The sequence below is a fragment of the Curtobacterium sp. SL109 genome, from assembly GCF_026672405.1.
Taxonomy (GTDB): Bacteria; Actinomycetota; Actinomycetes; order Actinomycetales; family Microbacteriaceae; genus Curtobacterium.
The window spans coordinates 1,173,172-1,184,593 of the sequence record NZ_JAPPRB010000002.1 but is presented as its reverse complement, the minus strand read 5'-3'; the positions used below and the strand labels follow the sequence as shown (position 1 = coordinate 1,184,593).

Genomic DNA, 11,422 nt, shown 5'->3' with positions numbered 1-11,422 from the left:
GTACGACTGCGGTAGCACGTGCCACATCGGTAGGCACTACCTAATTCGATCCCCCCGGGTACCGGGAGCGCGGTCGTCAGTCCACGGGGCCGAGGCCGTGCGTCCGCACGGGCAGGAACGACGCCAGGTCCGCTCGGGAACCAGAGGCGCTGACGCGCACGGCGGCGGTCGGGTCGTCCCAGCGGAGCGTCCCCGTCGCGAGCGCGATCCACGTCGCCGCGTCCGTCTCGATGACGTTCGGCGGGGTCCCGCGGGTGTGGCGGGGTCCGGGCACGGCCTGCACGGCGGCGAACGGCGGCACGCGGACCTCGACGCTGTTGCCCGGCACGTCCTCGGCGAGGCGCTGGAGCGTCCACCGCACGGCCATGGCGACGAGCGGCCGTTCCGTCGCACCCTCGACGACGGCGCGCAGTGCGGCTGCGCCGTCGGCGTCGTCGATCGTCCTCCCCGGCATCTCCACAGGCTAGCCGGTGCACCCCAGCGGAACGCCGTGGCTCGGTAGGGTGATCGGGTGCGAATCCTCGTCCTCGGTTCCGGTGCCCGCGAGCACGCGATCATCACGGCGCTCCTGGCGGAGCAGGCCGGTCACGTCATCACGGCCGCGCCCGGCAACGCCGGCATCGCCGCCGACGTCGAGACCGTGTCACTCGACCCCACGAACGGTCCGCTCGTCGCCGAGTACGCGCTCGAGAACGGCGTCGAACTCGTCGTCGTCGGGCCCGAAGCCCCGCTGATCGCCGGCGTCGCCGACCCCCTCCGGACCCGCGGCATCCCGGTGTTCGGGCCGAGCAAGGCCGCCGCCGCACTCGAGGGCTCGAAGGCCTTCGCCAAGCGCATCATGGCCGAGGCCTCGGTCCCCACCGGCCGTCCCCTCTCCGCCGGCACGCTGGACGAAGCGGTCGCCGCCATCGACGAACTCGGCGCACCGTACGTCGTGAAGGCCGACGGGCTCGCGGCGGGCAAGGGCGTCCTCGTGACCGACGACCGCCAGGCCGCCGTGGACCACGCCACCTACTGGCTGCAGCACGGCCCCGTCGTGGTGGAGGAGTTCCTCGACGGCGAAGAGGTCTCGCTGTTCTTCCTCAGCGACGGCCACGACGTCCGCGCGCTCAGCCCCGCACAGGACTACAAGCGCCTCGGCGACGGCGACCTCGGCCCGAACACCGGCGGGATGGGTGCCTACTCCCCCCTGCCCTGGCTCGCCGACCGCTGGGGCTCCGAGCAGGCCTTCGTCGACGAGGTCACCGACCTGGTGGCGCTGCCCACCGTCCGCCGCCTGGAGCACGAGGGCACCCCCTTCGTCGGGCTCCTCTACTGCGGGCTGATCGTGACCGAGCAGGGCGTGCGGGTCATCGAGTTCAACGCCCGCTTCGGCGACCCGGAGACCCAGGTCGTGCTCCCCCGCCTGGCCACCCCGCTCAGCGCACTCCTGCTCGCGGCGGCCGGCGGACAGCTCGGCGGCACGCCCGCGCCGGCGTTCCACGACCAGGTCGCGGTGACCGTCGTCCTGGCGAGCGAGGGCTACCCGGAGAACCCGAAGACCGGTCGCCCGATCAGCGGCGTCGACACCGCGAACGCGCGCGAGGGCGTCTCGGTCCTGCACGCGGCCACCGGCCTGCTCGACGGCGAACTCGTCGCGACGGGCGGCCGCGTGCTCAGCGTCGTCGCCACCGGGTCCGACTTCACCGAAGCCAGGGACCGCGCCTACGCCGGCCTGCACGACATCACCCTGCCGGGTGCCCAGTTCCGCACCGACATCGCCACGAAGGTCGTCCGATGAACGCCGCACCCCGGATCGACGGCTGGAAGCACGTCTCGTCCGGCAAGGTCCGCGAGCTCTACGTCCCGGCCACCACGGCGAACGTCGCGGGTGCCACCGAGCTGCTCCTCGTGGCGTCGGACCGCGTCAGCGCCTACGACTTCGCGCTCGAGCCGCCGATCCCGGGCAAGGGCGAGCTCCTGACGCGCCTGTCCCGCTTCTGGTTCACCCAGCTCGGTGACGTCCCGAACCACCTGCTCCGCCCCTCCGCCACCACGACCCCGGTGCCGCACGAGGTCGCCACCCGGTCCATGCACGTGATGCCGCTGCGGATGTTCCCGGTCGAGTGCGTCGTGCGCGGGTACCTCTCGGGCAGCGGGTGGGCCGAGTACCAGGAGTCCGGCAGCGTCTGTGGCGTGCCGCTCCCCGCCGGGCTCTCCGACGGCGACCGCCTCCCCGAGCCGATCTACACGCCCGCGTACAAGGCGCCGCAGGGCGAGCACGACGAGAACATCTCGTTCGAGCGCACCGAGGAACTCGTCGGGGCGGACGTCGCTGCGACGCTCCGCGACCTCTCGCTGCACGTGTACTCGGAAGCGGCGGCGATCGCCCTGCAGCGCGGGGTCATCATCGCGGACACGAAGTTCGAGTTCGGGCACGACACCCACGGGCAGATCCGCATCGGGGACGAGGTCCTGACGAGCGACTCCAGCCGGTACTGGGACGCGTCCTCCTACGACGCCGGCAACCGCACGGACTCGTTCGACAAGCAGATCGTGCGGAACTGGCTCAGCGCGCACTGGGACCGTCAGGGCACGCCGCCGGTCCTGCCCGACGAGATCGTCGAGCGCACGGCTGCCCGGTACCGCGAGCTCATCGAGCGCCTCGGCGCCTGACGCCGGAGCCGCGCGGCGACCCGGCGGCGTCGCCGTCGCCGTCGCCGTCGCCGTCGGCGTCGCCGTCGCGCCGAGCGGTCACGACGCCCCGCTCACGTCCGCCGAGTGGTCACGTCCTGTCGGTTCACGCTCCCGCACGCGACAGAACGCGACCACTCGCCGTCGCGCAGCGACAGGACGTGACCGCTCGGCACCCCGGGCGCCGTCGCGCAGCCATAGGACGTGACCGCTCGGCGACCCGGCGCCGTCGCGCAACAACGGAACGCGACCACTCGGCACCACGGGCGCCGTCGCGCAACGACGGAACGCGACCACTCGGCACCACGGGCGCCGTCGCGCAGCGACAGAAGGCGACCACTCGCCTTCGCGTAGCGACGGCACCCCACCACTCGGCGGGTGACAGTGCGGCCCCGAGCCGGCACCGCGCCGGACTGGAGGCACGGCGCACGTCGTGAGCACAGCCTCCAGTCCGACGGTGGCCAGCCACAGGACGGCCGCACCGTGCGCGCTGTCCCCGCCGGTGCGCGGTCACGCACCCCGTGCGCCGCACTGACCGCGCACCGAGTGACCGACGCGGCACCAGAGCGCCGCCGCACCTACCGCGTCAGCCCTCGCGCGCGATGACCACGACCGTCAGGTCGTCACCCGGGTCGTGCGTGCGGGCCCGGGCGCGGATGCGCTCCAGGAAGGACGCGGTGTCCGTGGCCTTGCGGTACAGGCCACCCAGCCGCGAGAGCGACGCGAGCGTGGAGTCCCACAGTTCGAGCGCACCGTCGCTGACCACGATGAGGGTGTCGCCGGGCTCGAGCACCAGGGAGCCGGTGGTCCGGGGCAGTCCGACGGGGTGCAGGCCGAGCGGCAGGTCCAGTGACCGGTGGATGGTCTCGGTGCCGTCGGCGTGCAGCTGCAGCACGAGACCGTGTCCGGCGTCGACGTAGTCGAGGTGCCCGGTCGCCGGGTCGAGGCGCCCGTGGAAGAACGTGGCGAAGGACTCGGCCCGGCTGAGCTCGGGCGCGACCTGGCGTTCGAGTGCTGCGACGGCGGCGGCGGGCTGCTCGTCACCGCGGGCGAGGACGGCTCCGCGGATGCCGGCGCCCAGGAGTCCGGCCGACATGCCCTTGCCCATCACGTCGGACACGGTCACGACGAGGGCGTCGCCGGACCGGTGCCAGTCGTGGAAGTCGCCGGAGACGACGCCGTGCGGGACGGACATGCCGTCGACGAGGTACCCGGGCACGTCGACGGGGCCCGGCTCGAGTCCGGTGAGCACCGAGCGCAGGCGGTCCTCGTCGGCGCCGGCGGCGAGCTCGCGCTCTGCCCACGTGCCGAGTTCGTGGAGCAGGGCGACGTCGTCGGGGCTGAGCGTGCGGGGCTGCTGGTCGATGAGGCACAGGGTGCCGACCTTGACGGCGTCGGAGCCGAGCCGCAGCGGGACGCCGGCGTAGAAGCGCACGTTCGGGTCGCCGGTCACCATCGGGAGGTCGCGGAACCGCGCGTCGACGAGGGCGTCGGGGACGAGCACGGCGCCCGGTTCGGCCATGGTCCGGCCGCAGAAGGTGTCCTGCAGCGGGATGGGGCCGCTGAAGACCTCGTCGCTCTGCTGCGACTTGATGAGGAGGTGGTCCTCGTTCGCGAGGTTGAGGAAGGAGCCGGAGACGCCGAAGGCCTCGCGTGCGATGCGGGTGATCCGCTCGAAGCGTTCCTCGGTCCCACCCTGCGCGACGTCGAGGGCGGCGAGGAGCGCAGCCCGCTTCACCGCGTCCGGACGAGACGTCGGTTGCACGCTCGTTCCGGTCCCGACTGTCATGCCTCCACGCTAGCGCGCCAACCGGACATCGCCTGTCCCCCCATCAGAGGACTCCTGGCCCCAGTAGGCGGGTCAACCGGGCCGGGTCGCCGTCGTAGGCTTGTCACGTGATCCGTCGCTCTGCCACCGTGCTCGTCGTCGGCCTCGTGGCGGCGCTGACGCTGTCCGGCTGTGGCGCCCAGGACTCCACCGGCCGCATCACCGTCACGGTGTCGCAGAACGAGGCCGAGCACCAGTACCGCGTCGAGGTCCTCATCCCGAACGGGCGCACCGCGGCGCAGCAGCGCGCGTTCCCCGGGGACACCCTGCGCTTCGCGGGCATCGCCGTGGGGAAGGTGACGGTCCGTGCGAACGACCTCTGCACGCAGACGGCGATGATCGAGAGCGGCAAGGTGACCGACGTCACGCTGACCTCGATCGGCTGCTGAGTCCGACGAAGCTGCTCGCCTCAGTCCCGGTGGCTGCGGCCTGACCCGGCTCGATCGACCGTCTCGTGCGGGCTCTCCCCGAACCGCTCGCGGTAGCTCGCCGCGAACCGGCCGAGGTGCATGAACTGCCACCGCCTGGCGACGTCCTGCACGGTGACAACCACGCGGGCCGGTCGCGCCTGGAGCTCCAGGTGCACGCGGTCCAGCCGGACCTCGCGCAGGTACCGCATCGGCGTCACGTCGAGTGTCCGGCGGAACAGGTCCTGCACCCCGCGCTCGCTGAGCCCGGCGGCGTCGGCGATGTCCCCGACGGTGATGTCGTCCGCCGCCTGGTCGTGCACGAACCGGACGGCTCGCCGCAGCCGGTTCTCCACGTCCGCCCGGGAGCGCGTGAACGTCGAGAGCACGACCTTGGCCACCCGGCGGTTCACGCTCTGGCGGTCGGACTCGGGCAGGTCGGGGTCGAGGATCTGCGCGGTCACCTCGCGCAGCAGCGCTCGCAGCGGCTCGAGTCGGATGTCCGAGGCCTCGGGCTGGACGAACTCCCAGGGATCGCCGGCGGCGCCGTCGTCGGAGGTCCGTGCGGCCACGGCGTCGAGGAACGACGGCGTGAGGTGCAGCAGCGTCATCCGGGTGGCATCGGTGTCGAACGCGTACGCGACCGGGGCTGAGAGCATCACCGGTCGACCGGGTCCGACCTCCCACCGGTCACCGGTGTCGGCGGTCACGACGGCGTGCCCGTCCGACAGCCAGAACAGCACGTGGGCGGGACGGGGTCCGATCGTGCCGGTCTGCGGTCCGTTCGTCCCGATCCGGTGCAGGGAGACGTCGTCGTCCCCGCCCGTGCGGTACTCGAACGGCGCCGCCGCCGCTCCCTCGGTCTCCGCCACGCGAGAACGGTACCGTGACGTGAGGGTCTGTCCCTGGTGGCTCGCGCCCGCGCGTCGCGGCTGCAGGTCGTCGCGACGTCGCGTCGGCTCGTCGGCTCGTCGTCGCGTCGTCCGGTCGTCGCAGCTGCCGGGAGGCTCGGGGCCGCTTCCCAGGACGGGTCCAGTTGGTCGCGCGACGATTTAGTTGACGCGTCAACCAAATCGGCGGAGACTGGAGCCATGCAGACCCAGGACCTCCTCGCCGCCGACACCGGCATGGGCGCCGTCACCCTCCGCGTGGCCGACCTCGACCGGATGATCGCCTACTACCGCGACGGCGTCCTGCTCACGTTGCTGTCGAACGCGGGCGGAGTCGCCGTGCTCGGACGCGGCACGACGCCGGTCGTGGTGCTCGAGCACGCGCCGGTCCTCGCCCACGCCGGAGCGCACGAGGCCGGTCTCTTCCACACCGCCGTCCTGTTCGACACCCGCGCCGACCTGGCCGCTGCGCTGTACTCCGTCGCGACGAAGTACCCGCAGACCTTCACCGGCAGCGCGGACCACCTCGTCAGCAACGCCTTCTACTTCACCGACCCCGAGGGCAACGGTGTCGAGCTGTACTGGGACCGCGACCGGACCGAATGGTCGTGGACGCACGGCATGGTCGACATGGACACGAAGTACGTCGACCCGAACGCGTTCCTGCAGGAGCACCTGACGTCGACCGGGCTGTCCGACGCCGGGGCGCGTCCAGCCCGGGTGGGGCACGTGCACCTGTCCGTCGGGGACGTCGCCAGCGCCCGCGCGTTCTACGTCGACCAGCTCGGCTTCGCGACGACCGCGGGCTGGGGCGAGGCCCTGTTCGTCAGCGCCGGCGGGTACCACCACCACATGGCGATGAACACGTGGAACTCCCGCGGTGCCGGACGCCGGCAGCTCGCGCTCGGGCTGGGGCTCGTGCGCATCGAGGTGCCGGGCGTCGACGACCTCGGCGCACTGACCGCCCGGATGCGGGACCACGGCGTGCAGACGGCCGACGACGGCCGCACCGTCGCGTTCGAGGACCCGTGGGCGAACCGCATCGAGGTCACGGCGCCCGGTCGCGGGTGAGGAGGCGGCGGCGCTGCCCGCACCGTGCGCGGCTCGCTGCCCGATGCCCGCACCGTGCGCGGTCGCTCGGCCGGTGCGAGGTCCGCAACCTGGTGCCACGCTGATGCGGCGCACGGAGTGGTCGACCTCGCACGGGAGGCTCGGCCCGCGCCCGGCACGACGCTCACCTCACCGGGTCCGGAAGTAGCGATGCAGCGACCGTTCCCGCACGAGGGCCACGCCGGCGACCCCGCCCGCCACGGCTCCCAGGAGCCCCAGCGCGCACAGGACGACCGCGCGGACGACGATGGGCCCCGCGTCGGCGACCGGGAGCCCGCGCACCAGGACGACTGACGCGGCCACGGCCAGTGCGGCACCGACGGATGACCACGCTCCGTGCTGGATCGCGACTCCCAACGCCTGTGCGCCGACGGTCACCCCGACGTGCCGGTCGGACGCGATCGAGAGTCGTCGCCGGACCACCGCGCCGAGGCCCACCGCCACGCCGATGCCGAGCACCACGGTCTCGACGACCCCGCTCGGCGGTGCCGCTGCCGGGGTGAAGGTCGTCCCGGACCGCGGGTTGAGCTGACCCGAAGTCGACCGGGCGTCGTCCTCGGCGCCGGTCGACGGCAGCAGTGTCCGACGGAGGCCGGTGAGCGCGGTGTCGTCCGCGGGCCAGATCGTCGCCCAGCAGGCATCGAACGGGATGCCGTCGTCGATCGCGGGCGCGAGGACCGCGTACCCCAGGTCGGGGTCACGGCCGTCGTCCGGCCAGGCGTAGACACCCGCGACCGGGACCGCGCCCTGGGCGGACTCGATGCGCTGGCCGGGCTCGACACCGAGCGTGTCCGCGACCTCAGCCGAGGCCACGACGCCAGCGCCACCGACGACGCCGACCACGCCGACCACGGCCGGGAACCCACCGGAGACCTCGTAGGTCGGGACGGACGTACCCGGCAGCGCAGCGACGACCAGTCCGTCCTCGACTCGGCGCACCGCCCCGGACGCGAGGACGTCCGCATCGTCCGCGAGCGCTGCGCACGCGGTGCCATCGATCCGGCCCTCGGCGGTGAAGACCTGCGTCGCCGCACCGGACGTGATGAAGCGGGCGGCGGCGCGGACGTCCTCCGTGGCCGCCGCCGTGCGCAGGCCGACGACCCCGGCGACGAGCACCGCGAGGACGACCGCGCACGTCACCGCACCTCCGGCTCCCGTCGCGAGGTCCCGCCATGCTTCGCGGAGCACCTCCGCCGTGCGCAAGCGTCCGCGACCTGGACCCCGCCGACCGGTCACCGGAACCGCCCCAGGTCGAGGACGTCCCCGCACGCATCGCGGGTGGCGTCGTCGTGGGTCGCGACGACGACCGTGGTCCCCGTCGTTCCGAGTTCACCGATGGCGTCGTTCACCTCCGCAGCAGTCGCACGGTCGAGCTGCGCCGTCGGTTCGTCGACCAGCATCAGCGTCGGCGCGGACGCCACACCCCGAGCGAGCATGAGTCGCTGCGCCTCGCCACCGGAGAGCTCCCGGAACGGTGCCGATGCCCGTCGCGCGAGACCGAAGCGCTCGAGGATCTCCATGGCTCGGTCATCCGCCACATGACGGGTCAACCCCCGCGCGAGCAACGGCAGCGACACGTGGTCCAGAGCCGACCGACGCGCGACGCCGTGCGGGTTCTGGAAGACCCACAGCACCTCGGCACCGGTCGGCAGCTCCACCGCCCCGGCCGTCGGCACCAGCATCCGGGCGAGGACCGCGAGCAGCGTCGACTTGCCCGACCCGCTCGGCCCCACCAGTGCCGTCACCGACCCGTCTTCGAAGGCCCAGTCGACGCCGCGGAACAGCTCCGTGCCGCCGGGCCAGCGGTGACCGACCGCGTGGAGGTTCACCGGCACGATCGCCCACGGTCCGGCGTCGCGCGGACCCGGTCGAGTGCAGTGCCCGGGTCGAGCGCGGTGCCCGGGTCGAGGCGCACGAACGACTGCCCGAGCTCCGACCCGACGACCTCGACGAGGAGCGGCTGTCCCTCGGCCGGTTGGACGCAGGCGTGGTCCTCGTGCACGTCCCACAGCGCCGTCGGTGGGACGACCCGGACCTCGAGTGGATCCCGCAACGACCACGACGCAGACAGGCTCGGCACGCCGTCGGCCGACGCCACCGTCGCGGCGTACTCCGGCAGTGCGCCGATCGCCGCGAGGGACGACGGGTCGACGACGACCCCGCGCTCGTCGACATCGGCATGCACCTGCCCGAAGACGACTCGGCGAGCGCCTGCCACGGCGTCGCTCGGAAGCTGCTCGACCCGCGCGCCTCGGAGTTCGGCGGGCAGTTCCACCAGCACGCCGTCAGCACCGACCGGAGCCCCGACGACCGCAGCGCACGTCCGGACGGTGGTCTCAGCCGACGGGATCCACGCGAACGCCGACCGCTCGATCGTGTCGTCCGTCAGATCGTCGCGCGTGGAGCCGTGCATCAGGAGGAAGCGCTGGGCGGCCCGGAGCGTTGCCTGTCCGACGATCCCGTCGACCGTGACCGGGACCCCGAGTCGAGCGAACTCCTGCTGGAGCCCGTGGACGTCGTCCCCACGGTCGCCCACGGCGAGGTCGCGGTACAGCGGTGTCCCCGTCGCCATCGCGATCACCGGGACGTCGTCGATCCGAGCGATCTCGAGCCCGCTCCGCAGGACTCCCCCGGTCGTGCACGACGACGCCGTGACCGTCCCCGCACGTGTCGTGACGACCGCCCGAGGCGCACCGGTGTCGAGCGCCAGCTGCACCTGCCGCTCGTCGGCGTCAGAGCGTTCCGTCACCGCGACGGTGTCGGCGGGTGTCGCGGTCGCGAGGGCCGCCGGTGGTCCGACCGGGAGCGCGACGACGACGCCGACAGCTGTCGCAGCCGCGACGATCACGCTGCCGAGAGCGATGAGCGGCCCGGACACGGCCCCCTCTCCCCGGCTCATCCGTCCCGCCAGAGTCCGAGCGGATCGAGGTCGCACTGCTGCGCGCGGGGGTCGGAGTCGTTGAACGAGAAGACCCCGCTGTCGTACTCGGACTGCCACTTCCGTTCTGTGTAGGCCTTGCCGACGATCCCAGCTCGGCGGAGACAGGCGACGGTGATCTTCGCGTCGTCCTGCTTCTCCGGGTTGCGCCGTGTCTCCTGGAAGAGCATGGTCACGTACTCGTCGTACCGCTTCTCGCATGCTTCGAGCACCGCGTTCGTCCGGGTCATGTCGTTGCTCGGCGATCCGCCGCGCAGACTCCCGATCTCGAAACCGCCATCCGTGCTGTACGTGATCGTGTAGCCGGAGTCCTCAAGACACCGACCGATCCGGTCGTGTGCATCCTCGACCTCGGCAGTCGTCACCTGCCCATCGGAGAGGATGCCCGCTTCGTAGTCGGAGACACCGTGGGCGAGCGCGTCCCGGAAGTCCTCGGCCCAAGTCCCCGCACGCTCCAACGAGGCGTGGGCGGTGCTCCCGCTCGCATCCGGAGCCTCGTCAGCGGAGCAACCCGTCAGCAACAACGAGACCACGACCGCGCCCGGGACGACCGCCGCGGCGCGGCCGTGCTCTCGAAACCGCATCTACCTGGCCGTCATCCCGTAGGAGACGACGTTCGCCCAGCAGGCATTCTGCTGCGACCACTTCCCCTTGCCGACCCAGGCGCCGTACTTGGCGTTGGAGTTCTTGATGGCGTCCCAGTGGCGCGCGGACGAGCAGGTGTTGTTCTTCCCCTTCCAGATGCTGACTGACCCGTAGCACGCCGCCGCCTTCGCCTCCGGCGCCCGGGCGACGTCCAACGCGATGCCGCCGCTGATGACCGTGCCGATGATGGCTGCTCCGAGCACGAACTTCGTGATCATGGTTCTTCCTCCCCGTTGTCCCACGAACCCCTCGTGGTGACCTGTAACGTATTACCGGTCAGCATGACAGTGCAACCCCTCGCAGCAGCACCGTGCAGGATGGACCGATGAGCGACGACATCCGGTGGGAGGTGGTCGAGGAGAGCACGCTGTCACTCCCCGACCACGAGGCGATCGCGGCGATGTTGGGGCAGGCGTTCCCGGACTGGTCGCACTGGTACGTGGGCGGCCGCAGCTGGTCCGGGATGCAGCCCGAGCGTCGCGTGCTCGCGCACGACGAGGACGGTGTGGTCCTGGCGCACGTGGGCATCCGGCGGATGTTCGTCACGGTGGGCGGCGAGGACGTCCTGGTCGGCGACACGGGCCTCGTGGCGGTCGCGCCACGACTGCAGGGAACGGGTGTCGGTCGCGAGCTCATGACGCGCACGCACGCCGTGCTCGACGGGCTGCGCGTGCCGTTCGGGTTCCTCGGCGCGGGTGAGGACCGCATCCCGTTCTACAGCCACCTCGGCTGGCACGAGTTCCCCGAGGCCGTCGGCACCTTCAACGCCTTCACCGCCGAGGGCGCCGGCATCACCAACACCGAGCAGGGCGGCTGGATGGTGCGCCCGGTGACCGCAGCACTCGAGGACTGGCCGACCGGTCCCATCTGGCTCAACGGACAACAGGTCTGACAGACGACAGACGACAGACGGGAGGCACGGTGCCAGCTG

At 72.3% G+C, this 11,422-nt stretch carries 13 protein-coding genes; 5 read left to right on the top strand and 8 right to left on the bottom strand.

Annotated features, from left to right (window positions below):
- Nucleotides 1-76: 76 nt before the first annotated feature.
- A complete protein-coding gene (locus tag OVA28_RS07135) occupies nucleotides 77-454 on the bottom strand; it encodes a sterol carrier family protein (protein WP_268096359.1) in 378 nt (125 codons plus the stop codon).
- A 57-nt stretch (nucleotides 455-511) separates the two neighbouring features.
- Here OVA28_RS07135 and purD point away from each other — a divergent pair, with 57 nt between their 5' ends.
- Complete coding sequence (gene purD / locus OVA28_RS07130) at nucleotides 512-1,780, top strand: phosphoribosylamine--glycine ligase (RefSeq protein WP_194660091.1); 1,269 nt, start codon at nucleotides 512-514, stop codon at nucleotides 1,778-1,780.
- Nucleotides 1,777-2,655 carry a phosphoribosylaminoimidazolesuccinocarboxamide synthase gene (locus OVA28_RS07125; RefSeq protein WP_268096357.1) on the top strand — a complete coding sequence of 293 codons (879 nt, stop codon included), beginning with the start codon at nucleotides 1,777-1,779 and terminating at the stop codon, nucleotides 2,653-2,655. Before purD ends, OVA28_RS07125 begins: the two co-directional genes overlap by 4 nt.
- A gap of 604 nt (nucleotides 2,656-3,259) precedes the next feature.
- Here the strand turns inward: OVA28_RS07125 and OVA28_RS07120 are convergent.
- Nucleotides 3,260-4,462 (bottom strand): PP2C family protein-serine/threonine phosphatase, encoded by a 1,203-nt coding sequence (locus tag OVA28_RS07120; protein WP_194660089.1) that lies wholly within the window; start codon nucleotides 4,460-4,462, stop codon nucleotides 3,260-3,262.
- A gap of 107 nt (nucleotides 4,463-4,569) precedes the next feature.
- On the opposite strand from OVA28_RS07120, the gene OVA28_RS07115 reads away from it, so the two are divergent.
- Complete coding sequence (locus OVA28_RS07115) at nucleotides 4,570-4,890, top strand: hypothetical protein (RefSeq protein ID WP_194627679.1); 321 nt, start codon at nucleotides 4,570-4,572, stop codon at nucleotides 4,888-4,890.
- Nucleotides 4,891-4,910: 20 nt separating this feature from the next.
- Here OVA28_RS07115 and OVA28_RS07110 read toward each other — a convergent pair whose 3' ends face one another.
- On the bottom strand, nucleotides 4,911-5,780 hold the full coding sequence (locus OVA28_RS07110) for a helix-turn-helix transcriptional regulator (protein ID WP_268096355.1): 870 nt from the start codon (nucleotides 5,778-5,780) through the stop codon (nucleotides 4,911-4,913).
- 219 nt (nucleotides 5,781-5,999) lie between these two features.
- Here OVA28_RS07110 and OVA28_RS07105 point away from each other — a divergent pair, with 219 nt between their 5' ends.
- A complete protein-coding gene (locus OVA28_RS07105; RefSeq protein WP_194660086.1) occupies nucleotides 6,000-6,869 on the top strand; it encodes a VOC family protein in 870 nt (289 codons plus the stop codon).
- 168 nt (nucleotides 6,870-7,037) lie between these two features.
- On the opposite strand, the gene OVA28_RS07100 is transcribed toward OVA28_RS07105, so the two are convergent.
- The 5 genes from OVA28_RS07100 to OVA28_RS07080 are packed head-to-tail and all read right to left on the bottom strand — an operon-like array spanning nucleotide 7,038 to nucleotide 10,709.
- A complete protein-coding gene (locus tag OVA28_RS07100; RefSeq protein ID WP_268096354.1) occupies nucleotides 7,038-8,111 on the bottom strand; it encodes a hypothetical protein in 1,074 nt (357 codons plus the stop codon).
- 29 nt (nucleotides 8,112-8,140) lie between these two features.
- The gene (locus OVA28_RS07095; protein ID WP_268096353.1) at nucleotides 8,141-8,743 is read right to left on the bottom strand and encodes an ATP-binding cassette domain-containing protein; all 603 of its coding nucleotides are present in this window, start codon (nucleotides 8,741-8,743) and stop codon (nucleotides 8,141-8,143) included.
- Nucleotides 8,734-9,807 (bottom strand): peptidoglycan-binding domain-containing protein, encoded by a 1,074-nt coding sequence (locus tag OVA28_RS07090; RefSeq protein ID WP_268096352.1) that lies wholly within the window; start codon nucleotides 9,805-9,807, stop codon nucleotides 8,734-8,736. The genes OVA28_RS07095 and OVA28_RS07090 overlap by 10 nt, the downstream gene beginning before the upstream one ends.
- Nucleotides 9,804-10,430 carry a hypothetical protein gene (locus OVA28_RS07085; protein WP_268096351.1) on the bottom strand — a complete coding sequence of 209 codons (627 nt, stop codon included), beginning with the start codon at nucleotides 10,428-10,430 and terminating at the stop codon, nucleotides 9,804-9,806. Before OVA28_RS07085 ends, OVA28_RS07090 begins: the two co-directional genes overlap by 4 nt.
- Nucleotides 10,431-10,709 carry a hypothetical protein gene (locus OVA28_RS07080; RefSeq protein ID WP_268096349.1) on the bottom strand — a complete coding sequence of 93 codons (279 nt, stop codon included), beginning with the start codon at nucleotides 10,707-10,709 and terminating at the stop codon, nucleotides 10,431-10,433. It lies immediately after the preceding gene.
- A gap of 107 nt (nucleotides 10,710-10,816) precedes the next feature.
- Here OVA28_RS07080 and OVA28_RS07075 point away from each other — a divergent pair, with 107 nt between their 5' ends.
- Entirely contained in the window at nucleotides 10,817-11,383 is a 567-nt protein-coding gene (locus tag OVA28_RS07075) for a GNAT family N-acetyltransferase (RefSeq protein WP_268096348.1), read from the top strand.
- The last annotated feature ends 39 nt before the right edge of the window (nucleotides 11,384-11,422 follow it).